Genomic DNA, 26271 nt, shown 5'->3' with positions numbered 1-26271 from the left:
AAATATGAAACTCAAAATATATAATTCTTTCGTATTATCCTTTGTTTTAGTAGTCTCTCTTGTACTTGGTTCATTTTTCTTACCAACTAAAAAAAATGCAAATGCAGCAACAGCTCCAAAAGTATTTTTAATGGGTGGGGCTATCGCTGATAATAATTCAGAAATTTATAATGCTCTAAAAACAGCGACTGGAAAAACAAACCCTGTAGTTGCAGTAGTATGTAGTGCAGCAGCAGACTATGCTACAGCATTAGACGCTTATACAAATGATATTCCAGGTCACCTATCATATAAAAATCTGTTCACTAGTTACGGATTCACACCTGTTTTTATTCCTGTAGCCGTTGATAATTATACAACTGAAGCTTACAAACAAAGTAATATTGATTTAATTAACTCGGCAGACGTAATCTTCTTTAATGGTGGAGATCAGTCACGTCATGTTCGCAGCCTTTTAAAAGATGATGGAACCCCAACTCCGTTATTTTCGGCAATTCAACAAAGAGCATCGGCTGGTGCAATAATATCTGGTACTAGTGCAGGTACTTCTGTTCAAAGTCCTAAAACTTATGGTGAAGGAATAAGCTACGGATACTTATATTTTAACAAGTTAGCATCTAAAAAGATTAGTGATGTTTCTTTAGCGGATTCTACACACCCAGACAACGGTGGCTACACAACAGGATTTGGTTTTGTAAATGCAGCAATTGATACACATTTTGATGCTCGAGGGCGAATTGGTCGTATTTTATTAGCAGAACGTGATTTAAATCTAAAGGTCGGGTATGGAATCGATGAAAACACAGCGTTATATCTTAATGGCACGACAGGGAAAGTGTACGGAGAACGTGGTGTTTTTGTTGTAGATTCCACAAATGCCGTGTATGGAACATTATCTTCATTTACCGCTAATAATGTAAAAGTAAGTTATTTAACTTCAGGAGATATCTATAATAGTAGTACAAAAACTGTAACATCAACAAAAACTCTAATTACAACACCTTATTACACTACTATTCGTGATTCATCTAATATTTTCGGAGAATATGAAACTACAACAACAATTACAAGATTAGTTGATACGAACGTTTCTTACTTATATGGAGACACTTATGAAACTGGACCACAATTTACACTAAAATTTATAAAAGATGCAAATACAAAAGGTTATTATAAAAATGGTAAATACACTGTAAGTAATGTCACAATAAATATTTCCTATTAGAACGTATAAGAGCACTCTTTTATAAGAGTGCTCTCTTTGGTTTTAAAATTATGACTTCCTTATACTTATAAGATAAAAAATGTTATTGTTTAAAAACAAGTTGTGAGCAAAAAATCAACCATTAAAAATGATTTTATCACTGTTTATCTATTTTTCATTAGAAAATAAATCCATATTTTCCAAACTAAAACTGTTATTTTACGCAATAAAAAAATCTACTACACGGTTGATCATGTTGTACTACAACTATTGCATGCGTTAGTTGAATAAGCAAAAATATTTAATGTGGTGGTTTTCGTATAAATTGATGTATGATAAACATTCCATATCATATAGAATTATACAAATTATAAAGTTTAGCTACTAAAGTGGCGCTGTATTTTTGATTTTATGTAATTTATAACAAATAGGAACGGAATATAAATATAAATAAAATATAACCCTAGTGTACCTACTAATTGATTTAACATATTTATGCTTATTCTTCCTTTTATAAAAAAAACGGAAGAATATATAATAATAGAAACAATAAGAAGTGAATTTTTTGGTTTAACATTAAATAAAATCTCTAGACTTCGTCCAACACTCCAAACTGGTAAACAAACTGTGGGAAGGACAACTAAAAACCAAGTGAATATTACAACATACTCAAAACGTTCTAAAATCGGGAACGAAATAATCTTTGTCATATTTAAAGTAGCCCAAAGAGCATGTAGCATTTGTTCTTCATTAAAGTACATATAAGATATGACCATAATAACTGCATATAAAACCATAGTGAATATACTGCCAATTTGTGCCCATTTATGCGATTTATCTGGTTTTTTAATAAATGGATAATATATTAATATTGATTCAAATCCCATAAAATTTAACGTTAAATCTTTAATTCCTTTAAACATACTCGTAAGAGAATGATCAAAAATAGGCATGATATTTTCTAGGGCAGAGTATTTTAGCGGAAATCCTAAAGAAACTAGCAATAAACTAGGTATCACCATACCCCAAAAACAAATTCCTGTAACTACTCTAAACCCACTGACAACTGTATAATATATAGCGATAATGAAAAAAAGACCAAGATACCAAGTCGCAAAGGTTGGAAATACCCAGATTTGCAAGATGTCTAGGTATGTTCTAAAAACAATTAAAGCAGATAATATTAAGTAAGTACTAAATGCTAATGTAAGTATGGTTCCTATAAAGCTACCAAATGAATGATTGTGAAGATTTATTAAATCATTTTTGTCTTTTAGCATTTTGTATATTAAGAAAATAATGATGTTAATCGATATACCACTTAAGATGCATACAATCCATGCGTCATACCCTACATCACCGGCTACTTTATTTTGAAATCCTAACATACCTATTCCTGTTTGAGCACTATGTATCAAAAAAAATGCAAAAAATGGAGATACTTTCTCTTGTACGCCTATAGGATGATTCATAACTTTCACCTTTCCTTGTTATTCTCCTATCCCTGAATATAATATTGTTGTATCAACATTTACTGTAATGTTCATTTTTTGATAGGTACTTCTGTAATCATCTAGAGACCAATTTCTCCATCTACTTCTTATAAAACTGCCAATACCTAAACTGTCCACATTATTCTCTTGTAGTTGACGAATTAGTTTTTCAGCTTCCTTTTTAATATTTTCTTCGATTTGTTTTTCTACTAGTTGAACATTTGGTTTATTCTCAAGATTAATCCATTCTGGGTAGTCCTTAATCATTCCATTTAGCTTTACCTTTATATGTACAGTAGGTATTTTACTTTTAACAACTGAATACTTTACCTTACTATTTATATTTTGTAATAAAATTAAATCCTTTTTATCTTTTTCGTAGATAGGAAATAAATGCATTCCTGAAGATGCATCAGTATTGATAATAGTAAAGATGAAGGATTGATCTATATTTAAATTCATTACATACTTTCCATTTTTCAATAAAGTCAAGCCGCCAATCATTACTTCATTTTTACCTTTCGTTCTTAGATATGGGATAAATGAGTCCTCCCACTTACTGTAATAAGAACAAAGAAAAGTATGCAAATTGGAATTTGGAATGTTTCCTGTTTTAATGTTTTGATTAATCATATTATAAATATATAAAGAGTCCTTCTTTTCTGTTGCCTTTATTATTTCCTCAGCTTCTTGTTCAGTGATCGCTAAATTCAAGGTTCTGCCTATATCAGGATTATTGACCAAGCTCCTTATAGTTTTCCCTATATCTTCTTTAGCGTAACTCATACCAAATAAAACAGTTCGTAACTGACCTACTTGTATAGTGTAATTGGATTGATTATTTATTCCAAAAAGAATATCATTATTAGTTTCGGACGTATCCTTAAGCGTTTCGGATTTTGGAGGTATTCCACCTATAAAATTTGGAGATACAATGGTTCCTTTTATTTTTTCACCTTCTTTATCGTATCCGATTGTATGTACTATACGAATCTTATTTACTTCATTACTACATCCACACAAAAAGATACACATTACAATACCAAAGTATCTCCATTGCATAATTAATCACTCCTAAGTCAGAGTTTATCTTTTTTCAAGTGTGCTTTTTCACGATTATATCTCCAAATATTCTTTGGACGAAGATAACTTGCTCTTTTTGATGTAAGACTATACGAGGATCTAATTAGTGTATCTCCCAAATCTGCTTTTCTAAATGGATAAAATGGTAACAAATAAGGTGTTCCTAATGAAGTCAGTCTTAATAGATGAATGAGTATCATGGTCAAACCAAACATTAATCCATACCCTCCTGCAGCACCTGCCAATATAATAAGTGGAATCCTTAATAAACGAATCGTGTTTGACATCTTAAAAATTGGGGTCGTGAAGGATGCTAAAGCTGATAATGCAACAATGATTAGTAATACATTACTGGTTAGTGCAGCCGCCACTGATGCCTGGCCAATTACAATACCACCTACTATACCAAGTGTTTGTCCAACCTTTGTAGGAAGTCTTGCTCCTGCCTCGCGTAATAATTCGATGGTAATTTCTAAAAATAACACTTCTAGTACAGGTGGAAATGGAACATTCGCTCTTGATACAACAAGTGGCCCCATCAAATCCTTTGGTATCATTGTATAGTGATAGGTTAAAACCGCTACATATATAGATGTAGCACAGGTCGAAAATAATACACCAAAAATACGAATTAACCGAAAGAAAGAACCCACCACCCAAGGAAGGTAATAATCTTCTGGGGATATGAAGAAATCAAATAAATTTGATGGTCCTGTAATGGCATACGGAGATCCGTCACTGAAAATAACAACTTGCCCGTTAATTAATGTATAGACCGCTCGATCAACTCTTTCTGTAGACAAAAATAGTGGAAATGGTGTATTTGTATTATCAGAGATTAATTGTTCTATAAATGTAGCATCAAAAATCACATCAAAGTCTATGTCTTGCAGACGTTGTCTAATCGTTTGAATGTATTGTTCATTTGTAATATCTTGAAGATATGCTATCATTACTTTTGTTTTAGATGTAGAACCAATTGTCAGTTCTTCAAAAATTAGATTTGAAGTTACAATGTGGTTACGCAATAAGTTGAGATTTATTTGGATATCTTCCACAAAACCTGTTTTAGGACCTACAACACTGTATTCATTTTCAGTGTCGTTGTATATCCTTTTTCCTACCTTTACATCTTTTACATTAAGTAGTGCTACTACCTTATCCTCTCCTTGTAATTGCAGAAGAATGTGTCCTTGAAGTAATTTTCCTTCTATTTCTTTAGCATCTGAGGAAATTGATATCCCTTCTAATGGAATAAGTCTTTTTATTTCTTTTATCTCACTAATTTCTTGGTTTAAATATGGGAGTACAAAGTGATGAACCGATTCAGAATCTATCAATGACTCATAGTAAAATAAATCATAAGTAATATTATTGAATGGAAGATTTATATGTGCAAAATCGCTTGACTGACTTGCTATATTAATAATTTTGTTAATATTAAGTGTATTGTTTTTCTCTTCTTTCTTAATTCTGTTTATACGACTTCGCATAGTATAATCCTCCGAATTGTATATCACAATTAATAAAATAAATAATAAAAACTTACCTTTATTATGAAGGAAAAAATATTTAATTATTCATTTACAGAAGGAAAATAGATTTTTTAAACAAAATAAAAAACACTACGGTCAGTGTTTTAGCAATAGTGGTTTTATTTAGTACTTACTTTTTTATCCAATTACAATAGTCCTTATCATTACTACTTATTCGTTATTCTTTAAAAGATTAGAAAGTAAGTTCCTGAAAGTATAATTACTCTGTTTAAACAAGTTTCAATCGCTGTTGGATATTTTGTTCTGGAGACAAACTATAGTTCGTAAATACTACCAAAATTATACCTTGGAAGCGAACCGTTGTTACTTCAACAACTGTTTCTCGATATCCACTGCTTGGCAAAGTTACTATAATGATAAATTAATCGAAGGATACTCATTAATTACATTAAAAGCATATCAGGTACAGTCGAATCTATTAATTAAGCATTTTGGTGATATCGCAATTGACCAAATTACTAATGATGGATTGAAACAGTATCTAGCAAAGGTTGGTGAAACCTTAAAACCTGCAAGTCTGGCACATCGCGTGCGTTTTATTAAATCATTGTTCCGTTGGGCGCATGAAGAAGGTAAAATCCATAGAAATCCTTTCTCAAAACTAAAAGAACCGAAGTCAGGAATTCGAGTCCCTAAATTCTTAACTGAAAAAGAGATTGAACACCTTCGCGAAGCATGTCAAACTGCAAAAGAACATGCAATAATTGAATTTATGTATTCATCAGGATGTAGGATAGGTGAAATTGTATTAATTAATAGAAAAGATATAAATTGGTCTAATAACTCTGTTGTTGTACGAGGGAAAGGTGATAAGGAAAGTGAAGTTTACTTCAATATCCGATCTGAAATTTGGTTAAATAGGTACTTAAATGAGCGACAAGACGAAGATGCCGCATTATTTGTAACAGAGAGAGCCCCTCACAGGTTAAGTATCGCACAAACACGGTATATCATAAAAAATGTTTCTTTACGTTCAGAGTTTAATAAAGAAATTTCACCTCACCAACTTAGACACAGTTATGCAACTCATTTAATAGATAATGGTGCTCCTCTTGAAGTTATACAAAGTTTATTAGGTCATGAAAAGAGTAAAACAACACGCATTGATGCCGTACTAAGTGGTAAGCAACGACATGAACATTATAGTAAATACTTTTAAATAATGGACCTAAAATGGTCCTTTTATTTATAGAGTCTTTAAAACTAACTCTTTCTTTAACAGAATTAATTTTGTTTACTTCTATTAGCTATATTAACTGAGTAGCTATTTGCTGATTTGTTGAAGAACGATAAAATAATTGTAAAAACCATTGCACCACACGTTGAGTTAGGTATTTACTCCTTCTAATAAATGGTAAAGTAAACTACTCCCCTTCGTTAACATTTTGGTCCGATATTGGAAAAACGTGCTTGAATTTAGGTATACAAATATAAAAATACGACTCAGTTTGTGAAAGGTTTCACTTAAACTAAACTGCCATTTAGTTTAAGTGTAATACTTCACATATTAAAGGTAAGTTAGTTAGATTTAATCCGTAAATAACGCTGGATCCAAATATTGTTTCAGAGTTACTTGATTTTTCTATATTCATTTTCTATTAATCCAACGATAATTAATTCGTACTGCCATCACTACTTCACAACAAAAAAACGACCCAAACCTGAGTCGTCTAAAATCTACTTACCTATTAATCAACTTATTCCGATACTGCTTCGGAGACTCATTTGCATACTTCTTAAACACCCGACTAAAATAATTCGGATCCTTATATCCAACCTCATAACTAATTTCTTTTAAGTTCAGTCGGTCATCCTGCATTAGCTTCTTCGCTTGTTCAATTCGCACCTTCATCACAAAATCACTAAATGTTTCACCGGTTTTCTTTTTAAACATTTTACTAAAGTAGAACGAATTTAGATTTACATGGTTTGCGATTTGTACGAGCGAGATGTCTTCACGATAATTCTCATATATATAAGCTTTTGCAAGTTCGACAAAATGGTTAATCCTTGTTTCTTTTTCTTTACTCATGATTTGGATTAACTTAATCATCTGCTGTTCAGATACTTTTTTAATTAAGACTACTTCGTCAATATCTGGAAATTCAAATGTAGTTACCTGATAGTTTTGCTGTTGTAGGAGTTGTTCCAGATGATTAAATAAAATGATTAATTCTGCCTTCAATTGCTTTGTATCTAAATTTAGTTCCAGTGTTAAACGGTCATAAATTCGACTAAATTGTTCAAGGGATAAGTCCAAATCAAGCATATTTATCGCGCTGCTAATTGATAGTAATTCATCATTTGTAATCTTTACAAATTTTGATGAAAGTTTGGTTTCTGAAACCTCGTCTAAACCAGCATTAAATAAATACATTGCTTCAAAATAGGATTTCCTCCAACCTTCGATCCCTTTTTGGATAGATCCAACTTCACATCGAATAGAATATCCTGTTTGTTTTTGAACATATTCTTTTAATTTTTTTGCACTATTTTTAATTTCAATTTCTTGTATTAGGTGTAATCTATTTAATTCTATTGGCTCAAAAATAGCAATTTTACCATCAACAATTGGGCTGACGATACAGTTATTTTCCGACTTCATATAGTGCTTTACACATTCATATATTCTTTTTAAATCTAAATCTTGTAATAGGTCATGAGAATCAATACATACAACTTTACTAAAGCCATACTCTACCTTGAAGTCTAGTAAATTAGTCATTTCATCGGGGCTGATATCCTGAATCGTATTTAACATAATCATTAAAGACAATTCATTTTCTGTTAATGGTCTAAAATGCGAGAGCATTTCAATATGATGTAACTCCTCGACTCTTTTTTGATAATCTAGTTCTATTTCTGCAATCAATCCCTTTAATAAGGAAATAATCTGTTCTCTCTTTGCAGGCTTTAAAATGTAATCCTTTACTCCCAATGAAATTGCAGCTTTAGCATATGAAAAATAATCATATGCAGTTACAATGATTATTTTAGCTAGAGGTAATTTTTTTCTAATTACTTCCACTGCTTCAAGCCCTTGAATACCTGGCATTTTTATATCCATAAAGATAATATCATAGTGATTTTTTTCAGCACATTCTATCGCAACTCGTCCATTTTCAGCGTGATCAATTTTAAATAATTCAGGTAATCCCTTCTTAATCGTAAGCTCTAATCCTTCTCTTTCTAAAGGTTCATCATCTGCGATTAACAATCGGTACATTATGCTTCCTCCTTTCATTATGAACTGCACGGTATCGTTAAAATAATTTTAGTTCCTTCATTAATTTTGCTCTCTATTTTCACTATATCTTCTTTTCCATAATATAATTCTAAACGTTTAAATACATTGATTGTACCTAGACCTGTAGATTTTCTTTTTTCATGTAATGTATTTGTTGTATTTAATAAACTGTATTTAACCTCTTCAGTCATTCCTCTTCCATTATCGTAAACGGTTATGACGATCACATCAGTAGATTTTTTTATTTCTAAACCAATGACAGCACCATTTTCCATGTGCTCTATTCCGTGAATAAAAGCATTTTCAAGTAATGGTTGGATTGATAAACATGGAATTAATTGTTCTAGACATTCATCATCAACATTAATCTCGAAACTTACTCGATCTCGAAATCTAGCTTTTTGAATTGAGAAGTATTCTTTAGCATTTAGAATTTCATCTGAAATCGTTACGGCCTCGTCAAGCTTTCGAAGATTATATCTCAATAAATTAGAAGTAGAAATTGTTAAATCACTCGTTTGTTCTGCTCCCTCTATATAAGCCAATTTTGAAATAACATTTAAAGTATTAAATAAAAAATGAGGATTAATTTGACTTTGAAGAGCTTTTAACTCAAGTTCCTTAACTAGACGGTCTTTTTCAACTATTTCTAAATTTTTTGACATTAGAATTTTTAAATTATGCATCATTTCATTAAATATTTCGCCTAGAATTCCAACTTCATCCTTCGATGATGTAGTAAATGGGCCGACTTCAAAATTCCCTTTACCAATCTGTTTCGCCATATAAATGAGCTTATTGATTGGCAGAATAATACTTCTAGACAACCAGATAGCAAAAACGATACTCATGATCGTTGTAATAATAAATAACATAACTCCAAGTTTATTCATAGAATTCGTATATTTAACGACATTATTATAAATTGGATAATAAGTATTCAATTCAATATCAACTAGATTTTGACTATCTTCTTTGATAAATGAAGCAATCTTTTCTACTTCCTTATACTGTTCAACATAATTTGAATAATTTTTTTGAATGAGACTATTTGTAATGCTGTCTTCTTCTTCCAAAAATGAATTTAGAGTATAGTAATAGTTTTCTATAATCAGTTCATTATTTTTTTTGACACTTTGTTTTATTAATTGGTTTTTTAAATGTTTCAATTTTTCCTTATGGTTAATTAATAATTTATAGTTTTTTGAATCTTGATATATGATATAGCTACTTAAGAATCGTAAATTTTTATCTGTCTCATTAGAGATTTGTTTATAAATATAAATTTTATCAATCATGAGATTATAGCTTTCTTGCACTTTTTTTCCGCTCTCAAAAATAAAAAATGAAACAAGATTTAGTAGCAAAACAATGATTGGTATAAATATAAATAGCTTAGTACGTATTTTCAATGCCTTACCTCCTGAAGGACATTATCAATAGTAATGACCTCGGTTGGCGTATGATTAATTTTAACAATTTGCTCTCCATGTATTGATTTATAGAGCAATTCTACACCTTTAAACCCCATATCATATGGCTTTTGGACAATTGTAGCTTTAATTTTATGATCAATAATCCCCTTCATTGTTTCATCTAAACCATCAAATCCATAAATTTGAATTTCACGTTCAAACACATTGTTTGTTGCATTTGAAATTCCAATTGCATCTAATGCACTAATACCAACCATTATATTGATATTGTCATATTTACGTAGCATACGCTCAGCTTGGAGCGATGCCTGTATTTTCGAAATATTCGAACTAGAACGATCAATCACATGCAGATTCGGATATTGATTGATCACATTTAATAAACCATTTAACCTCATCTTTTGGCTTTCAGAGGTTTCACTACCTATAATAATGCCAATATTACCTTTCCCATTCGTCATTTGGGCAACTGTTTGACCTAACTGAATACCAGCTTTATAATTATCAGTCCCAATATATGATTTTCTTAAACTATCAGGTGCATCGGTATCAATCGTAATAACAGGGATATTTTTCGAAATAGCTTGATTAATAATAGGGGTAAACTTTTTATTATCTATACTTTGTACAATGATTCCATCAACTTTTGAAGCAACCGCTTTTTCTAAAAGCTTTAATTGCTCATCTACACTCGTTCGAAGTGGAGCAACATATTCTATATTAATATCGTATTTTTTCGCACTATCTTTTGCACCCTTATTAACACTTTTCCAATATGGGTTGTCATATTCTTGACCAATTAATATAAAATGTTTTTTCCCAACCTTCTTATCTTCACTAATAGACAAAGACTCAATTGCACGCTCAATTTGATTAGAGCTAGCTTCATATCTTAGAAGAACATAGATGAACAATATTAGTAATATCGTAAAACTTAAAATCCATTTATCGAATTTCATTTTTTCTCCCACCTTATATTTCTATCTTATTCATTAATGAATACGTTTACAATATATTATTATTTTGTAGACTATGTTTTCCTAGTGCTATTGCATGAATAATTAAAATTCTGTTTAAGATACTAAAAAACTTTAACTTGACCGCTCAAACAAAAAAGCACACTACATGTGTACTTTTTCAGGTGAATATGACATTCTTTTATGATGATTTCCTTCTTTTTCTACAATATTTCCTAAGAAATACTGCTTTATTACATTATTTAGTTGAATGAATCGGCAAGCTAATTTCAAAGGTTGTTCCTTCATCCTTTTTACTGTGCACTCGAATCTTCCCATTATGTTCCTCTACAATCCACTTGGCTATAGACAATCCTAGACCAATACCTGATTTAGACGTCCGTGATTCATCTTCTTGGAAAAATCGATCAAATATCCTTGATACGTTTTCTTCTTTGATTCCAACTCCACTATCTTGAACTTTTAAAACAATATGATTCTTTATTTGTTCGCAGCTAATTTGAATGGAATCATTTTCTTTTGTAAACTTTAAAGCATTATCGATGAGAATGACAAGTAACTGATGTATTCGCTCTTGGTCACCATAATAAAAATGGGTATTACTTATTAATAATGAAATTTCTTTATTTTGAAATGACACAATTTCAGAGAAGTGAGAAATAACTTCCTCTAATAATTCGTTCAGAGAAAACATTTTTCTGTTCAACTGAATTTGACCTGAATCTGATCTAGCTAAAGTTAACAGACTTGCTACAAGTTTAGAAAGTCTTCTATTTTCTTTTAATAGGATTGAAAAGTCTTGTGCTTTTTCTTCAATAGTAGCATTTGGACTCCTTAATATTAGCTCTAGTCTTGATTGAATAACGGTTAGTGGTGTTCGTATTTCATGGGATGCATCTGATACAAATTCTTGTTGCTTTTGCCATGCGTTTTTGATGGGAATTAGCGCACGATCCGCAAGAATGTTACCAGCTATCACAGACAAAATACTACCAATGACCCATCCAACAATTAAGATAATTAACAAGGTGTCTAATAGCTCTTTTTCAGAATCTATATTTCGTAGAAGCTGAAGTGTTATTTTTCCGTGCCTAGTATCACCTTGAATAGAAATCGTCCGGTAGTTCATGTTTCCAACTTTATCATCATACAGCTCATTGATTTTTTTAGGATATTTCAGTTCCTCTTCTAAAAAAATTGCATTTGCACCTGGCAACGGATTAGTGCGTTGTTTATTCTCATCCCATATGATCATTAATAATCTAGGATCTCGATTTGCAATTTGCAAGCCAGCAGGATTATCACTTTTTTGAATCCGTTCGATTGTCCATAATAAAGATTGGTCAACGTCCTTGTACAAACGTGTATTTGTATATGTGAAGATAACGACGGACAGTATTCCAATCAATAGGCTAAATACAACTGAATTTATGATTGTTAACCGAATTTTTGTTTTCTTAAACATACTTCACCTAATCTTCTTTCATAATATATCCAATACCTCTTACTGTTTTTATGGCAGTACCATAATTGAATGGTTCTAACTTTTTACGAAGCTGATGTACATATACTTCAACGATTGCGACGGTTGTATCAGAGTCAAATCCCCAGACTCTATCAAAAATTTGTTCCTTCATTAAAATCTTACCTTGATTCTGTATTAAATACTCCAATAATTCAAATTGCTTAATTGTTAAGTGAATCGTTTCTCCATTTACTTCAACTGGATGTTCCTTCCCTTTTAACACAATACCTTCATATTTTAATGAACTATCAATTGATAGTTTTCCACTTCTTCTTAAAAGAGCGTAAATACGAGCAAGTAATTCTGGGCCTTGAAAAGGCTTAACAAGATAATCATCTGCACCTAAATTCAAGCCTTCTACTCGATCCTCAAGAGCATCCTTAGCAGTCAAAAATAAGACTGGTGTAAGTATACCTTCTTCTCTCAAATCCTTTACAATCTCAAATCCATTTTTATATGGTAACATCACATCTAATATAATTACATCATATATATTTTGCATTGCTAAAAATAATCCTTCATCACCATCTAAAGCCGAATCAACTGTAAAATCAACCGATAATAACTCTACAATGGATGTTAAAACTTCCTCATGATCTTCTACGACTAATATCTTCATTTATCTTCCTCCATAATGCTAAAAAAGAAGCGCTCCAAAAGGTTACGCTTCATTTCATTATTTACTCAAATCGTAATGCTTGAATCGGTCTCATATTAGAAGCTTTATATGCTGGGAATACGCCGAAAATCACCCCAACCAATAAAGAGAACGTAAATGATAAAACGATGACAGGAATTGAGAAAGAAATGGCTGTTCCTGAAATCAATGAATATATCTTCGCCAAGCTTACACCTAAGCCTACTCCTATCATACCACCAAACGAACTTAATACGATGGACTCAATTAAAAATTGTAGCAAAATATCAATTTTTTGAGCACCAATAGCTTTTCTAATTCCAATTTCTTTCGTTCTCTCTGAAACTGAAACTAACATAATGTTCATAATTCCAATCCCACCAACAATTAATGAGATACATGCAATTCCACCTAACATAATTGACATTGTATTTGAAACTGAGCTAACAGTGTCAATGACATCTTGTTGGTTTGTAACGCTAAAATTATCCTGGCTACCTCCAAATAACACCGATAGTGAGCTCTCTATATTAGCTTTCGCAAAGTTTACCATATTTTCATTTTGAGCTTGAACGTAAATTGAACTGATTGTTGTATTTTGAAGTAATCTCTGTGCTACTATAATTGGAAGTAACACAGTACTATCACCACTTTGTCCTAAAGAGCTACCGCTTGATTCAAGTACTCCGACTACTTTATATGAAGTTCCATTAATTTGTACTGACTCACCAATCGGATTTGATAGTCCAAATAACGTTGTCGCCGTATCTGAACCTAGAATAGCAGTTTTTAACCTCTCTTCATTATCAAAATCTGTAACAAATCGTCCTGAGCTTACTTTCACATTTCTTACATCTTGATAAGAGCTCGTAGTACCAGTCACTGAAACTTCTGAAGAAGTCTTTCCATTTTTGACTGTAACTCGTCCAGATACAACTGGTGCTACTTCTTTTACGCCATTTAATTCTTTTAATGTCGATATATCTTTCTCTTTAAATGAAGTTGAGTCCGTATTATAGAAATTTACAGTTAATAAATTTGTACCGAGTTCACCAATTTGATCGGAAATTTGCTTACTAGACCCTTGGCTGATAGATACCAAAATAATCACCGAAGAAACCCCTATAATCATACCTAACATTGTTAAAAATGCTCTTAGTTTATTACTAACTATACTTTTTACTGCCATTTTGATTAATTGTGACATTCCCAAGTGGCATTCCTCCTTCCTCACTTAGGCATCCGTCCTCAATTCTTACGACTCTAGAAGCTTCCATCGCTATTTTTTCGTCATGTGTGATGAGTATAATCGTATGTCCCTCTTTATGAAGTTTTTTCATTAGATCTAATATTTCTCTACCCGTCTTTTGATCTAATGCTCCCGTTGGTTCATCTGCTAATAAAATATCTGGTCTACCTGCAAGAGCCCTTGCAATTGCTACCCTTTGTTGCTGACCACCAGAAAGCTGTGATGGAAGATGATGCATTCTCTCTTCCAACCCAACTTCTCTTAAAACTTGAATTGCCATATTTGTTCGATCTTTTTGCGAAAGTCCTCTATAACTTAAAGGTAATTCGACGTTTTCTAATGCACTTAATTTAGTTAATAGATTAAAGTTTTGAAAGATAAATCCAATTTTTTGATTACGAATAAGTGCTAGTTCTCTATCATTCATATCCTCAATTGCTTCTCCATCAAATAAATAACTCCCTGAATCTGGCTGGTCTAAACAACCAATCATATTCATAAAGGTTGATTTTCCTGAGCCTGAGGGTCCTACAATCGCTACGAAATCTCCTTTATTAATCGTGATCGAAACATTCTTTAACACCTGGAGCGTTTCTCCACCAAATTCATAATATCTGTTCATATCCGTTATTTGGATTAGATCCTTACTTTCCACTGTTATCACCACCACGGATCATCATTCTTTGACTACCTTGTCCACTTGGACCTGAAAAGTTTCCTCCCATTTGGAATCCGCCACCTGGGCCAAAGTTATTCGAATTAGATGATTGAATTTGTGGTAATACGACCTGCTGTCCAGCTTGAATACCTGATATAATTTCAACGTAGTTTTCATTAGTAATTCCGGTCTTAACTTCAACTGTACTTGTAGTTGCTTGATCTTCTGAATTCGAAGAAGAACTATCATTTACGATAACGTATTTTACATTATTACTTGTATTAATTGCTTCAACTGGAACATATGTTACATTTTCTTTCTTTTGAACTAAGACAGCAGATTCTGTAGTCATACCAACTTTTAAATTATTTGATTTATTTAGTTTAACTTTTACATTGAAAGTAGAAACGCCATTTGAAACTTCTCCCTCTTTTGAGACCTCACTAACTTTCCCTTTATATGTTGTATCTGGAAAAGCACTTACATCAACCGTTACACTTTGTCCAACTTTTACTTTTGCGATATCTAGTTCATCAACACCAATTGTTGTTTCTAAATTTTTATAATCTGTAATATGCATGACAACTGTCCCTTGATTCACCATATCTCCTTCTTCAACCGCAATAGAAGTGATTGTTCCTGAAAATGGAGCTTCAATTGAATCGCTACCATTTGAAAAACTGATTAGCTCATCTCCTTCTTCTACTGTTTCATTTTTTGAAACAAGAATTTCATCAACTTCAGAATTTGTTTCTGACATCAGATCTTCACTATTCGTTGCTGCAATCGAACCTGAACCACTTACTTTTACTTCTAATGTCCCTTTTTGTGCAACCTGTGTTCTTGTAATTGTTGAAGTTTCTTGTGCCTTTGGTTTTAAATAAAAATATCCACCCGTACCCGCACAAATAATGATCACTAATATTCCGATAATCCACTTTTTCATTTCTTCTCCCCCTTAGTTATTAGATGGTTGTCCTTGATTTTGTTGATTGAACATATCACCATTAGGAGCATTGAAGTTACCACCATTAGGGAAGTTTGTTCGGATCATTTGATTACGATTCATGTCTTTAAAGCTTAAATACCCAATTCCAGCTAAACTAAAAATACCAATCACTAAATTAACGATTAATAAGATTGAAATTAATTTAGGGTTCATCTCTAAACTTGATTTATTTCTTGCTTTTTTCTCCAATTTATTCAACTTTTGTGTAATCTCATTTGTTTCCATGTTTTGCATACATAACACTCCTTTTAATTGATTAATTGCATTATGTAATAGATTCCTTAATTTTTACTTAAGATTGTTTCAGCTTAAAGAATATTGATTATAGTGAGGATTCTTTTGTTTTCTTTTTGTGATCCAAAATCTTAAACAAGCATGACTAACGTAAAAGTAGGCAAAAAAAAGAAGCTATTTTTTAATAGCTTCTTTCTTATCCTAGTTTTACTTTCCGAACAACTTGTATTTTTACGTGTTTCGGGATATCCCCTTTAATAGTCAATTCTCCATTTTGTAATTGAATCTTTGCGCCCCATCCATTTTTATACTTTTTAATTTTCACATGAAGAAGTCGAATTTCAACTAATCCTAGCCCTGATTTGTTTTTTACTTCAAGCTCTTGTGTTCTAGCATTTCCAATATTATGTAGAAGAAGTTTAACTTTTATGATTGGCTCTTCTCCACTTTTTACAATTACATATGCGTTACCCATTTCATCTTCTTTAAATTGATCGTATGATACTGAAAAACTATTTGTACTTAAGTAAATCTCTCCCTGCTCATTCACTTTATAAACTGGTGTAAACATATGTCTCTTCTCCTTGTTGTAAACTTAATTATGTATAAAACAACATATCTACAATAAAAAATTGACGTTAAAATAATGAATTATTTAAACGTCAACTCTAATAATAGTATGGCTTAACTATTTAAAAATGTACTTTCCAATATTTAATAGGTTTAAATAAATTTCTTATATTTTTGCAAACAAAGATTATATTAGTTTAGTCAATTTTATGTGTAAATGCAATTTTTAAGTACTTTTTTTCACAACGTTTTTTTTAAAAATTTATGGATAATTTTTCACCAAAAACTTTGGTTTTATCCATAGATATTTCATCATAAATATGCTATTGTTCATATGAATTATTTAAAAATTTAAAATCAACTAAATAACTTATAATTTTATCAGTATTCGAACTCATTTAATAACATTAATAAAGGAAGAAGGAAAATCAGTTGATTTACAGTAAACAGGACGTTCTTCATAACGAATCCCAGAGCATAAAAAACGGGGCTGCACAAACGATTGCACTTAGCTTGTCTAATAACTATTTTATTTTGTTTGCGATTGCAATATTAGGTGCTTCTAATTATCAAGTAAGTTTAATCTCTTCATTGCCTTCAATTGTAGGAATGGCTGCAATGCTTCCAGCTGCTTTTATTGTTAATAAGCTTGAAGAAAAAAGAAAATTCACAGCTTACTCCATTCTATTTACGCGCTTGTTTCTTCTTCTAATGGTATTTCTTCCATTTATAAAATCAAATCATATTGCCTGGTTTTTTGTAATTTTAATTGCAATCATGAATTTGCCAGGAACGTTTATGAATTTAAGTTGGCAGGCTTTTATTGGAGATTTGATACCTGCAGAACGAAGAAATCTATTTTTTGGTCAACGAAATAAGGTTCTTACATTGATCGGCATGATTGCAACCCTAATTGTAGGATTATGCATGAAAGCCTATCACTCTTCTAATGCACTTCCTTATCAATTATTATTTTTAGTTGCATTTATTTTTGGGATGTTTGAGTTATATTATATTTTGAAGCATAAAGAAGAGAAGACAAATCTTCAACTTACAGAGCACTATTCTCCTTTTTCAAAGCATCTTTTTCAATACAAACCATATGTAACTTTTTTGATTTGTGCTCTATTCTTTAACTTTGCCTGGCAAATGGCATGGTCACTTTTTTCGATTTATCAAATTCGAATTGCACATGCAACTGCGTTTTGGGTCAGTTTATTTACTGTAAGTAATCAATTATCACAAATTGTTAGTTACCCATGGTGGGCAAAAATGGCAAATCGCTATAGTAACACCCAACTGTTAATTTGGATTTCAATTGGAATGGCTACAGCACCAATTTTAAACATTCTTTCAACTAATTTTATTTACTTATTTATCGTCAATTTCTTTTCAGGCTTTTTCGTATCTGGAACTGTCTTAATTCTATTTAATAGTTTATTAGACGCAACTGAAGAAGACCATCGTACTTCCTATATTGCCAACTATAACTTTTTACTCTCAATTATTGCATTTATAGCACCTCAAGTTGGTGTATTTTTGCTTGAATCCTATAGCATGAATTTTGCAATGATTATTTCCACAATCTTTAGAGGTCTTGCAGGTGTTCTTTTTGGCGTAATGGCATATAGAATGACACAATCAAAACAATTAGATTATAAGCAAGATAAAATTTCAATGTAAGGTCAATATCATTTCTATTATTTCCAAGATGAAGGATTTCTACTTCTTCTTCTTTTTATACAAACGGTAAAGAGTTCTATTCAAAGAACTCTTTTTTTACATCAATTTATCCATTATTCTTAACTGCTTTTATCATTAAAAATCTTGGTTCCCTTGATAATGTAAGATAAGCTTTTGGATTTATATTCTTCAGTTCAGGTATAGGTTGTGGTTCGATGAGAGAAGATAGCGTAAAGTGATTTACCGTTGATTGAATGATTTCAAGTAGTGGTCTTCTATAAAAAACAACTTCAATATCTTTGCCTGCTTTCGTCCACAGATCAGATAGTAACTCTTTTGAAAAGTAATTTTCACTTTTAAATATTGTGTAATCAGAAAATGGATGATGAACTGAGAACAATAATATTCCATTTGGCTTAAGTACTCGCTTAAACTCTGTAAATACTGAATCCCAATCTTTTATGTAATGTAGGGTTAAAGAACTAATAATGATATGAAATGTTTCATTTTGGAATGGAAGTGTCTCCTCTAAATCATGACATAATATGTTGGCCTTATTTCCTACTCTTCGTTTTGCAGCTTCAACCATGCTTAGACTAATATCAATTGCAGTCACAGCTGCGCCTCTTTTTAATAGGGCATCAGTGTACCAGCCTGCAGCACAACCAGCATCTAAAATTTGATAATTCTCGAGATTCTTTTCTAACTCTAACATCATCGCAGGTCTTTCATAGTGTGTATTATACGGGCTTTCGTGGTCTACTGTATTTTCATAAGCAACAGATAATTGGTTAAAAGATTCAATCACTTGTTTTTTCATTTACACTCCTCCTTACAAGTCAGTATCATCTAGTCGACAATCAATACTATATCATGATACGAATTGCAATGAAAAAGAGAGCTCTTCAACAAACTCTCTTTTCTGGGGGATATTATGATTTTTAAATGCTTAATTAAACAGGTCTTACTTTTCAACCTCTTCGCTTAAGTGCTCTACAGGAATTTCATAACATGTTAATTGTGAACCTAAAATGATGCTATTTTCATTTGAAGCTTGCTGTTCTTGTCTTTTTGCATGCGCTGATTTAAAAGAATCTGAATTTACCCATCCTTGGAAATCTTCCATTGCTTCCCAAGTTGTACATACTCTCACTTCATCGTACTCTTCTAAATCCATTGTTTTTAGAACTTGCATACGGATAAAACCTGGAAACTTATGAATCCCTTTTGAGATTTTAAATCGTTCAATTACTTCATCTCCATGTCCTTTTACGACACGAATTGTATTTGTTGTCATAATCATTTTTAATGTCCCTCCTATATATTATTGAAATTGACTTACTTCTTTAACTATGTACTTGGATACGTTCTTCTTCTTTTAATTTATCTACATTTCTGATTGGTTTAAAAAATGGTCGATCCCCATCTTTAAATATCTCTACATCAATCTCAAATATATCATGGAAAATCTCTTTGCAAATCACATATTCTGAATTTCTATCATATTCAATGCAACCATTTTTCAAGACAATTAATCTGTCACTATAAGTGGCAGCCTGATTGATATCATGTAACACCATAACAATTGTCATGCCAAAACGATCATTTAACATTTGAATCAGTTCCATTACTTCTAATTGATGTGCGATATCTAAAAATGTAGTTGGTTCATCTAATATTAACACATTAGGACGTCCCGCGGTTGCCATAGCAATCCAAGCTCTTTGTCTTTCTCCACCTGATAATGATTGAAGAAATCGAAATTCATAGGATTGTAAATTTGTTACTTCTAGTGCCCAATCATTAATTTTTTCGTCTTCAAAATCAAACTTTGAAACCAACCTTTATGTGTATTTCTAAGGTAACAGTCAAATCATTAAAACTACAATTTTAACGACTAATTACTCTTTTAAAAAAAGAAATGGGCGTATGAACAATCTCTTTTTTTTTACTTTTTACCTTAAAACAAATTAATTCATTATTATTTCTCTTGCTTCAACATAAATTTGATAATATTAAAGTAAAACAAGAAAGGGATCATGATATGACAATTACATTTCGATTTTATGAGAACTCTTCGGACCTCGATTTGCAATATTCTTTTTGGAATCAAATGACAAAAAACTTACCATATGCATGGAAACCAACATTTTCCCCTAAACTATATGAGTCTCAAGTTGAGTTTAATAAAAAGTCACGTGTATTCGCTTTTGAAAATGAAAGACTAATTGGATATATGAGCTTCTCAGGAAAAGGCGATTTTGTTTCGCTAGGATACCCTTGGGTTTTACCAGAATTTGAAGGTTCTGTTCAGGATGAATTATTTGGGAAAGTTTTAGACTTTGCGAAAAGTGACGAATATGGTGGGAAAGTTTTCGCGCAGAGATTTAGAAGCCAGTGGAATAAACAAATAGACTATTTCTTATCAAAGGGCTTCCAAATCACAAATAGATCTCAAATTATTGGAGCAAAATATCCAATATTATTAAAAAGTATACAAACAATTCCAGACTTCTCTTTTGAAATAAAAGATAACTTTTTATTTGAAGAGTGGAAAAATATAAAAACGAAGCAGCAACCATTAACAAATGAACAACTCTCAATGTTAAGTGAGTATTACGGTTCAATAGAATTTGACTATGCATTAGAATGTAAAATTGCAGATGAACCAATTGCCTATTTTGGCGTGACAATTCGAGCTGATACAGACTATTCCGAAATACTTGCAGTAGCACTAGACCAAAAAGCCATCCCATATTTTTATGACTTACTAACACTAGTACATAATGAAAATAATAAACGAAAAGTAAAGACTGTTACGATGGCAAAGTCACATCTTCCTAAAGGAGTTATTTTAGAAAAATTAGGTTTTGCTGCATTAACTGAAGATGTCATGATGTATATGAGGAAAGAACAACAAGCGTAATTTTAGAGCAGGCACCTTGAAAATGCTTCTACTATTAGTTATTTATTTAAAAAGCCTAAGTTCTCGCTAATTAATGTGAGACTTAGGCTTTCTTTGAATATATTAAAAAATTTTAATCCACTTAAATCTACGGTGCAAAAGTAATGATATTTAAATCACGGTTTATTGCTGTAGCAGAAGTAATACTACTAGCAGTTGTTACAATTATCCTTACACTATATGTGGATGTGGCATTAGCAGGTGCAACATCAACTTGTGTAGAGGCTAATGGAAAACGCTGGGTACCTGCACTTGAAGAAGATCTATTAAATGCTCTTGTATCAATTAAAGTAGCATCCCTATATAATCTCATTTCGAATACAATTTGCCAGTTTGCTGTAGTAGCGATTTCATCCGCTAATGCATAATCAATTTTTAGTCGTTGGTTAGCAAGAATAGAACTAATTTGCTTCTAATTATCTATTTAAATAGAGAAAACCAATGTACACAAACACAAAACAGAACTTCACCACAGTTGGTGATTTCATGTTAATGAAAATGGTACATTGGCTAGATTCATTTTAACTTAATTCACTTTGTAAAATAGAAAAAGAGCGAATAACACATTTGTTGTATTCGCCCCAATTAATCTTATAAATATTTAAAGTTCACTACTTAACTGCAACATTTATTTTCTGTTTCTACTTTCACTTCACAGCACTCTTTATTTTCATCTGAATCTTTTACCTCTTGAATAGTAATCGTGCAACAATCACTTTTTGAACCACCAACATGTATTTTAAAGCCTTTAAACATTTGAATTCCTCCTTTTAAATTGTTATCTATATCAACCTTTGAGGTTAATACCTTATAGTAGGTAAAATAATGTGCCTGACAATGTTGACATTGTAAATACGGAGAGTAAAAAAGCAACAACTAATCTTCTATGAAAAATAGAGTTTAGTAGTGTTACCTCTGGCAAACTCGCGCCAGTTGAACTAATCATTATTGCCATAACTGGACCTAGAGCCATTCCTTTTAAAACCATAATTTGAGCTATAGGTATCATTGTGGAAAGCCTAATATACAATGGGATTCCAATAATTGACGCAATAGGAATTAGCCACCATTGGTCACCACCGAAATATGTGGCAATAAAGTTTGTTGGAACAACCCCGTGAATCAGTGAACCAATTAGTGCACCAATTAATAGATACGGGTAGACAGTTTTCATCAAGTTTAATGTTTCTGCCCATGCGAATCGTAAATCAAACTTCCCATTTGGTTCTTTTCCACCTGAGATAATTACGTTTTTTACAGCAGACTCAAATCCAAGTGCTTCAAGTGAAAATCCAATGACAACAGAGAAGAATGTAGTAATCAGAGTATAAATAACAGCTACCTTCCAGCCTAAAAGTGCTCCCATTAAGGTTAAAATCGTAGGATCAAGAACTGGTGAGGCAAATAAGAAAATCATGACGTATCCAAACCGCATTTTTTTGTTTAACATTCCTACAACTACTGGAATCGTAGAACAAGAACAAAATGGAGTAATAAATGCTAAGATAATCGCAACTGATGCCCCAATAAACTTGTTTGAGTTGAATAGATACTTTTCCATTTTTTCATAAGGGATGAGACCCTGAAGGATATTAATCACAAATGAAATCAAAAAAAATAAAAGTGTAAGCTCAAATGCAATCGATAAAAAACTTAACAATACATCTTTCCACATAATAAAACCCTCCTTATTATTTGCAAAATGCAAGTATTATGTAAAAATAGTGTTCTCCTTATTTAGGAGAACAGCAATAATCCTCTGACTTTCTCATCGCATCATCTAATAATTTAATTGAACGAATTACCGATTCTTTTTCGTAATCACTTAAATGAGACAAGATTTTATTTAAATAAGTGTTCATTTCTTTATTAATACTTTCTTCAACGGTTGCACCTTTTTCAGTAAGAGATAGAATGTATACTCTATTATCACTAGGATTAGGTGTCTTTTTAACTAGACCTTTTTCAACTAAAGTTTTTACTTGGCGACTAAATGTAGTGACATCTAATCCAAGTGCATTCGCCACATCTTGAATTGAAGGATTCTTCTGTCTTGAAATTTCATATAGAATATGGCTTTGCATTGTACTAACCTCTTGACCGCAGCAAGATTCACAACATTGATCATTAAGAAAACCAAAGCGACGTACAACCATTTGGAACATGCCTCTTAAGTTATTATTTTCCATCTGTTTTCACCTCTAATTAAGTTATATGCTATTTATTTGCAAAATGCAACTAAAAAATATTTGCGTTTTGCAAATATTTTTTAGTTTGCAACTTTATAGAATAACATTTAATATAAGTACATACTTATATAAGCGATTGGTTATATAAATTTATATACTGAAGGAGAAGCAAATGATAACAAAACCTAAATCAGTTGAAGACGTATCAAATATACTCAAAATTTTGAGCGATAAAACTCGTTTAACAATGGTTGCTATTCTAGATCAACAAGAATGCTGTGTTTGTGAATTCACAGAAACATTCGATATGAGTCAACCGGCAATTAGTCAGCATTTACGTAAACTGAAAGATTATCAAATTGTAAATGAAACGAAAAAAGGGCAATGGGTTTACTATTCATTAAACAAAGAATCAATGAACTATCCAATGATTAAAGGCATTTTTGAGCATACTCCTGCGCAAGATGACCTAATAGAAAAGTTAATCTCTAATAGTCCCGTTAGACAAAAATGTTGTGAGGAGGATGCATGTAAGTGAAGACAGATTCAAATAAACGTTTAGGCTTTTTGGATCGCTATTTAACATTATGGATATTTTTAGCGATGGCGATTGGAATTCTTCTTGGAATCTCGACTCCAGGATTTGTAGATAGTCTAAATAAATTACAAGTTGGTACTACTTCAGTTCCATTAGCGGTGGGACTTATCTTAATGATGTATCCACCTCTAGCAAAGGTTAGATACGAAGAAATCGGAAGAGTGTTTAAAGACGTTAAAGTATTATTTTTATCTTTAATTCAAAACTGGCTTATTGGTCCAGTGCTAATGTTTTTATTAGCTATTATCTTTTTAAGAGATTATCCAGAGTATATGGTTGGTTTAATCATGATTGGTTTAGCACGATGTATTGCAATGGTAATCGTGTGGAATGATTTAGCAGATGGAGATCGTGAATATGCTGCTGGATTAGTAGCGTTTAACTCAATTTTTCAAATGATCTTTTTCTCGGTATATGCATACTTTTTCGTTACAGTTTTACCGAGGGTATTTGGTTTAGAGGGAATGACAATTGATATTACAATGCCAGAAGTTGCGAAATCAGTATTCATTTATTTAGGAATTCCATTTTTGGCTGGTTTAATTACGAGATTAATCCTTGTAAAAGTAAAGGGAAGAGAATGGTATGAAAAGGGATTTATTCCTAAAATAAGTCCAATTACATTAATCGCATTACTTTTTACAATCATTGTGATGTTCTCATTAAAAGGAGAAGTAATTGTAGAACTACCTCTAGATGTCGTTCGTATCGCAATTCCCTTATTAATTTATTTCGTCATTATGTTCTTTGTCTCTTTCTTCTTAGGAAAGAAATCTGGAGCAAGTTATGGAGTATCGACTACTTTGGCTTTTACAGCAGGTAGTAATAACTTTGAATTAGCCATAGCAGTAGCTGTCGGTGTATTTGGAATTAATTCTGGTGCTGCTTTCGCTGCTATAATCGGTCCGCTTGTTGAAGTTCCAGTTATGATAGCTTTAGTTAATGCAGCGCTTTGGTTAAGAAGAAAATATTTTACGAAAAAATCAACAATATAATTTAAATCAAGGTGGAATAAAACATGGCAGAAAATAAAAAAACAATTTACTTCTTATGTACCGGTAACTCTTGTCGGAGTCAAATGGCGGAAGCATGGGGGAATAAATATTTAGGTAACGATTGGAATGTTTTATCAGCTGGTATTGAGGCTCATGGAGTGAATCCAAACGCAATTAAAGCAATGGATGAAGTTGATATTGATATACGAAACCAAACTTCTGACATTATTGATAATGATATCTTAAACAATGCCGATTTAGTTGTTACGTTATGTGGTCACGCAAATGATGTGTGCCCTGTAACACCATCTCATGTAAAACGTTTACACTGGGGATTTGATGATCCTGCAGGTCAAGAATGGAATGTGTTTCAAAGAGTACGAGATCAAATTGGTGAGCGTATAAAAACGTTTTCTGTTACTGGTGAGTAAATATTAAAGAACCTTCTAGTACCATTAGAAGGTTCTTTTTTGTTCAATTAATCTAATCTAAATTATCATTTGAGGATTAACCTGTAAGTTCCTCGGTTATTTTTATTTAATCCCCCACAGAAACTTAATAATAATTGAATATAACTTTGCTAATAAGGTAGATAATATGATAAAAAGGTGTGTCATGATGGACTTTCCTACGATTCAAACAAATTTTTGGGATGCGGTTCTTGCAGTTCCCATTGTATTAGTAGTCACTCAACTACTAAAAGTATTTTTAAAAATAAAGAAACCATATGTACCTATTCTTGCACTAGTTTTAGGATTCTGTTTTTCTATTTTCATTAGTCATAGACAACATCTGTTTTCGGGTATTTTTATGGGTTGGTTTTATGGTTATGCAGCAATTGGTTCTTATGCATCCTTAAAAACAACAATTCTATCATTTAGAAAAGAAAATAATAGTGAATAGATTTAAAAATAAAAATAGAGTTGCAAAGGCAACTCTATTTTCAGTTTGCTGATAGAGATT

27 protein-coding genes and 1 pseudogene are annotated in these 26271 nt (G+C 31.7%); 9 read left to right on the top strand and 19 right to left on the bottom strand.

Annotation, left to right across the window (positions count from 1 at the left end; all coding sequences use genetic code 11):
- Positions 1-4: 4 nt before the first annotated feature.
- The gene (locus CAB05_RS10010; protein ID WP_087999699.1) at positions 5-1225 is read left to right on the top strand and encodes a cyanophycinase; all 1221 of its coding nucleotides are present in this window, start codon (positions 5-7) and stop codon (positions 1223-1225) included.
- A gap of 356 nt (positions 1226-1581) precedes the next feature.
- Here the strand turns inward: CAB05_RS10010 and CAB05_RS10005 are convergent, their stop codons facing one another.
- From CAB05_RS10005 to CAB05_RS09995, 3 genes are read right to left on the bottom strand one after another with little or no spacing between them, the layout of a single operon-like run.
- Positions 1582-2676: a GerAB/ArcD/ProY family transporter gene (locus tag CAB05_RS10005; RefSeq protein WP_142283079.1), complete on the bottom strand. Its 1095-nt coding sequence runs from the start codon at positions 2674-2676 to the stop codon at positions 1582-1584.
- Positions 2677-2694: 18 nt separating this feature from the next.
- The gene (locus CAB05_RS10000; RefSeq protein WP_087999697.1) at positions 2695-3759 is read right to left on the bottom strand and encodes a Ger(x)C family spore germination protein; all 1065 of its coding nucleotides are present in this window, start codon (positions 3757-3759) and stop codon (positions 2695-2697) included.
- Positions 3760-3776: 17 nt separating this feature from the next.
- Positions 3777-5273, bottom strand: a complete 1497-nt coding sequence (locus CAB05_RS09995) for a spore germination protein (protein WP_087999696.1) — start codon at positions 5271-5273, stop codon at positions 3777-3779.
- Positions 5274-5622: 349 nt separating this feature from the next.
- Between CAB05_RS09995 and CAB05_RS09990 the strand changes: the two genes are divergently transcribed.
- On the top strand, positions 5623-6495 hold the full coding sequence (locus CAB05_RS09990) for a tyrosine-type recombinase/integrase (RefSeq protein WP_235821423.1): 873 nt from the start codon (positions 5623-5625) through the stop codon (positions 6493-6495).
- Between the two features lie 522 nt (positions 6496-7017).
- Here CAB05_RS09990 and CAB05_RS09985 read toward each other — a convergent pair.
- The 10 genes from CAB05_RS09985 to CAB05_RS09940 all read right to left on the bottom strand — a co-directional run bounded on the left by CAB05_RS09985 (position 7018) and on the right by CAB05_RS09940 (position 16879).
- Positions 7018-8562: a response regulator transcription factor gene (locus CAB05_RS09985; protein ID WP_158093238.1), complete on the bottom strand. Its 1545-nt coding sequence runs from the start codon at positions 8560-8562 to the stop codon at positions 7018-7020.
- Between the two features lie 17 nt (positions 8563-8579).
- Entirely contained in the window at positions 8580-9995 is a 1416-nt protein-coding gene (locus CAB05_RS09980) for a sensor histidine kinase (RefSeq protein WP_087999694.1), read from the bottom strand.
- Positions 9992-10978 (bottom strand): substrate-binding domain-containing protein, encoded by a 987-nt coding sequence (locus CAB05_RS09975; protein WP_087999693.1) that lies wholly within the window; start codon positions 10976-10978, stop codon positions 9992-9994. The genes CAB05_RS09980 and CAB05_RS09975 overlap by 4 nt, the downstream gene beginning before the upstream one ends.
- A gap of 256 nt (positions 10979-11234) precedes the next feature.
- The gene (locus CAB05_RS09970) at positions 11235-12461 is read right to left on the bottom strand and encodes a sensor histidine kinase (RefSeq protein ID WP_087999692.1); all 1227 of its coding nucleotides are present in this window, start codon (positions 12459-12461) and stop codon (positions 11235-11237) included.
- A gap of 7 nt (positions 12462-12468) precedes the next feature.
- Positions 12469-13140, bottom strand: coding sequence for a response regulator transcription factor (locus CAB05_RS09965; protein ID WP_087999691.1), 672 nt, complete (start codon positions 13138-13140; stop codon positions 12469-12471).
- A 61-nt stretch (positions 13141-13201) separates the two neighbouring features.
- Positions 13202-14365, bottom strand: a complete 1164-nt coding sequence (locus CAB05_RS09960) for an ABC transporter permease (RefSeq protein ID WP_235821451.1) — start codon at positions 14363-14365, stop codon at positions 13202-13204.
- Positions 14325-15029, bottom strand: coding sequence for an ABC transporter ATP-binding protein (locus CAB05_RS09955; protein ID WP_088000379.1), 705 nt, complete (start codon positions 15027-15029; stop codon positions 14325-14327). The genes CAB05_RS09960 and CAB05_RS09955 overlap by 41 nt, the downstream gene beginning before the upstream one ends.
- 22 nt (positions 15030-15051) lie before the next feature.
- Positions 15052-16011, bottom strand: coding sequence for an efflux RND transporter periplasmic adaptor subunit (locus tag CAB05_RS09950; protein ID WP_087999690.1), 960 nt, complete (start codon positions 16009-16011; stop codon positions 15052-15054).
- A gap of 12 nt (positions 16012-16023) precedes the next feature.
- On the bottom strand, positions 16024-16308 hold the full coding sequence (locus tag CAB05_RS09945) for a hypothetical protein (RefSeq protein ID WP_087999689.1): 285 nt from the start codon (positions 16306-16308) through the stop codon (positions 16024-16026).
- A 196-nt stretch (positions 16309-16504) separates the two neighbouring features.
- Positions 16505-16879 (bottom strand): hypothetical protein, encoded by a 375-nt coding sequence (locus tag CAB05_RS09940; RefSeq protein WP_087999688.1) that lies wholly within the window; start codon positions 16877-16879, stop codon positions 16505-16507.
- 431 nt (positions 16880-17310) lie between these two features.
- Here CAB05_RS09940 and CAB05_RS09935 point away from each other — a divergent pair, with 431 nt between their 5' ends.
- Positions 17311-18561, top strand: coding sequence for an MFS transporter (locus CAB05_RS09935; protein WP_235821422.1), 1251 nt, complete (start codon positions 17311-17313; stop codon positions 18559-18561).
- A 106-nt stretch (positions 18562-18667) separates the two neighbouring features.
- Here the strand turns inward: CAB05_RS09935 and CAB05_RS09930 are convergent, their stop codons facing one another.
- The 3 genes and pseudogenes from CAB05_RS09930 to CAB05_RS09920 all read right to left on the bottom strand — a co-directional run.
- Complete coding sequence (locus CAB05_RS09930) at positions 18668-19381, bottom strand: class I SAM-dependent methyltransferase (protein WP_087999687.1); 714 nt, start codon at positions 19379-19381, stop codon at positions 18668-18670.
- 144 nt (positions 19382-19525) lie between these two features.
- Positions 19526-19864 carry an antibiotic biosynthesis monooxygenase gene (locus CAB05_RS09925; RefSeq protein WP_087999686.1) on the bottom strand — a complete coding sequence of 113 codons (339 nt, stop codon included), beginning with the start codon at positions 19862-19864 and terminating at the stop codon, positions 19526-19528.
- A 43-nt stretch (positions 19865-19907) separates the two neighbouring features.
- Positions 19908-20419 (bottom strand): annotated as a pseudogene (locus CAB05_RS09920) (ABC transporter ATP-binding protein); the annotation flags it as partial.
- Positions 20420-20551: 132 nt separating this feature from the next.
- Between CAB05_RS09920 and CAB05_RS09915 the strand changes: the two are divergent.
- A complete protein-coding gene (locus CAB05_RS09915; protein ID WP_217348561.1) occupies positions 20552-21487 on the top strand; it encodes a hypothetical protein in 936 nt (311 codons plus the stop codon).
- Between the two features lie 143 nt (positions 21488-21630).
- Positions 21631-21894 carry a hypothetical protein gene (locus CAB05_RS22140; protein WP_158093237.1) on the top strand — a complete coding sequence of 88 codons (264 nt, stop codon included), beginning with the start codon at positions 21631-21633 and terminating at the stop codon, positions 21892-21894.
- Positions 21895-22141: 247 nt separating this feature from the next.
- Here the strand turns inward: CAB05_RS22140 and CAB05_RS22135 are convergent, their stop codons facing one another.
- From CAB05_RS22135 to CAB05_RS09900, 3 genes are read right to left on the bottom strand one after another with little or no spacing between them, the layout of a single operon-like run.
- Positions 22142-22282, bottom strand: coding sequence for a hypothetical protein (locus CAB05_RS22135; RefSeq protein ID WP_158093236.1), 141 nt, complete (start codon positions 22280-22282; stop codon positions 22142-22144).
- Positions 22283-22334: 52 nt separating this feature from the next.
- Positions 22335-23201 (bottom strand): permease, encoded by an 867-nt coding sequence (locus CAB05_RS09905; RefSeq protein ID WP_087999684.1) that lies wholly within the window; start codon positions 23199-23201, stop codon positions 22335-22337.
- Between the two features lie 58 nt (positions 23202-23259).
- Entirely contained in the window at positions 23260-23715 is a 456-nt protein-coding gene (locus tag CAB05_RS09900) for a MarR family winged helix-turn-helix transcriptional regulator (protein ID WP_087999683.1), read from the bottom strand.
- Between the two features lie 172 nt (positions 23716-23887).
- On the opposite strand from CAB05_RS09900, the gene CAB05_RS09895 reads away from it, so the two are divergent.
- The 4 genes from CAB05_RS09895 to CAB05_RS09880 all read left to right on the top strand — a co-directional run bounded on the left by CAB05_RS09895 (position 23888) and on the right by CAB05_RS09880 (position 26211).
- Positions 23888-24253 (top strand): ArsR/SmtB family transcription factor, encoded by a 366-nt coding sequence (locus tag CAB05_RS09895; protein WP_087999682.1) that lies wholly within the window; start codon positions 23888-23890, stop codon positions 24251-24253.
- Positions 24250-25308, top strand: coding sequence for an ACR3 family arsenite efflux transporter (gene arsB / locus CAB05_RS09890; protein ID WP_268876394.1), 1059 nt, complete (start codon positions 24250-24252; stop codon positions 25306-25308). Before CAB05_RS09895 ends, arsB begins: the two co-directional genes overlap by 4 nt.
- Positions 25309-25331: 23 nt before the next feature.
- Positions 25332-25739 (top strand): arsenate reductase (thioredoxin), encoded by a 408-nt coding sequence (gene arsC / locus CAB05_RS09885; protein WP_087999681.1) that lies wholly within the window; start codon positions 25332-25334, stop codon positions 25737-25739.
- 187 nt (positions 25740-25926) lie between these two features.
- Positions 25927-26211 (top strand): hypothetical protein, encoded by a 285-nt coding sequence (locus tag CAB05_RS09880; RefSeq protein WP_087999680.1) that lies wholly within the window; start codon positions 25927-25929, stop codon positions 26209-26211.
- Positions 26212-26271 lie beyond the last annotated feature (60 nt).

Source organism: Gottfriedia solisilvae (genome assembly GCF_002128405.1).
GTDB classification, from domain to species: Bacteria; Bacillota; Bacilli; order Bacillales; family Bacillaceae_G; genus Gottfriedia; species Gottfriedia solisilvae.
This window is presented reverse-complemented; position numbering and strand designations above follow the sequence as displayed.

Bases quoted from the DNA above. Each gene is read 5' to 3' on its own strand.
- CAB05_RS10010 (WP_087999699.1), top strand. From the start codon at position 5: ATGAAACTCAAAATATATAATTCTTTCGTATTATCCTTTGTTTTAGTA.
- CAB05_RS10005 (WP_142283079.1), bottom strand. From the start codon at position 2,676: ATGAATCATCCTATAGGCGTACAAGAGAAAGTATCTCCATTTTTTGCA.
- CAB05_RS10000 (WP_087999697.1), bottom strand. From the start codon at position 3,759: ATGCAATGGAGATACTTTGGTATTGTAATGTGTATCTTTTTGTGTGGA.
- CAB05_RS09995 (WP_087999696.1), bottom strand. From the start codon at position 5,273: ATGCGAAGTCGTATAAACAGAATTAAGAAAGAAGAGAAAAACAATACA.
- CAB05_RS09985 (WP_158093238.1), bottom strand. From the start codon at position 8,562: ATGTACCGATTGTTAATCGCAGATGATGAACCTTTAGAAAGAGAAGGA.
- CAB05_RS09975 (WP_087999693.1), bottom strand. From the start codon at position 10,978: ATGAAATTCGATAAATGGATTTTAAGTTTTACGATATTACTAATATTG.
- CAB05_RS09970 (WP_087999692.1), bottom strand. From the start codon at position 12,461: ATGTTTAAGAAAACAAAAATTCGGTTAACAATCATAAATTCAGTTGTA.
- CAB05_RS09965 (WP_087999691.1), bottom strand. From the start codon at position 13,140: ATGAAGATATTAGTCGTAGAAGATCATGAGGAAGTTTTAACATCCATT.
- CAB05_RS09960 (WP_235821451.1), bottom strand. From the start codon at position 14,365: ATGTCACAATTAATCAAAATGGCAGTAAAAAGTATAGTTAGTAATAAA.
- CAB05_RS09955 (WP_088000379.1), bottom strand. From the start codon at position 15,029: ATGAACAGATATTATGAATTTGGTGGAGAAACGCTCCAGGTGTTAAAG.
- CAB05_RS09950 (WP_087999690.1), bottom strand. From the start codon at position 16,011: ATGAAAAAGTGGATTATCGGAATATTAGTGATCATTATTTGTGCGGGT.
- CAB05_RS09945 (WP_087999689.1), bottom strand. From the start codon at position 16,308: ATGCAAAACATGGAAACAAATGAGATTACACAAAAGTTGAATAAATTG.
- CAB05_RS09940 (WP_087999688.1), bottom strand. From the start codon at position 16,879: ATGTTTACACCAGTTTATAAAGTGAATGAGCAGGGAGAGATTTACTTA.
- CAB05_RS09930 (WP_087999687.1), bottom strand. From the start codon at position 19,381: ATGAAAAAACAAGTGATTGAATCTTTTAACCAATTATCTGTTGCTTAT.
- CAB05_RS09925 (WP_087999686.1), bottom strand. From the start codon at position 19,864: ATGATTATGACAACAAATACAATTCGTGTCGTAAAAGGACATGGAGAT.
- CAB05_RS22140 (WP_158093237.1), top strand. From the start codon at position 21,631: ATGATATTTAAATCACGGTTTATTGCTGTAGCAGAAGTAATACTACTA.
- CAB05_RS22135 (WP_158093236.1), bottom strand. From the start codon at position 22,282: ATGTTTAAAGGCTTTAAAATACATGTTGGTGGTTCAAAAAGTGATTGT.
- CAB05_RS09905 (WP_087999684.1), bottom strand. From the start codon at position 23,201: ATGTGGAAAGATGTATTGTTAAGTTTTTTATCGATTGCATTTGAGCTT.
- CAB05_RS09900 (WP_087999683.1), bottom strand. From the start codon at position 23,715: ATGGAAAATAATAACTTAAGAGGCATGTTCCAAATGGTTGTACGTCGC.
- CAB05_RS09895 (WP_087999682.1), top strand. From the start codon at position 23,888: ATGATAACAAAACCTAAATCAGTTGAAGACGTATCAAATATACTCAAA.
- arsC (WP_087999681.1), top strand. From the start codon at position 25,332: ATGGCAGAAAATAAAAAAACAATTTACTTCTTATGTACCGGTAACTCT.
- CAB05_RS09880 (WP_087999680.1), top strand. From the start codon at position 25,927: ATGGACTTTCCTACGATTCAAACAAATTTTTGGGATGCGGTTCTTGCA.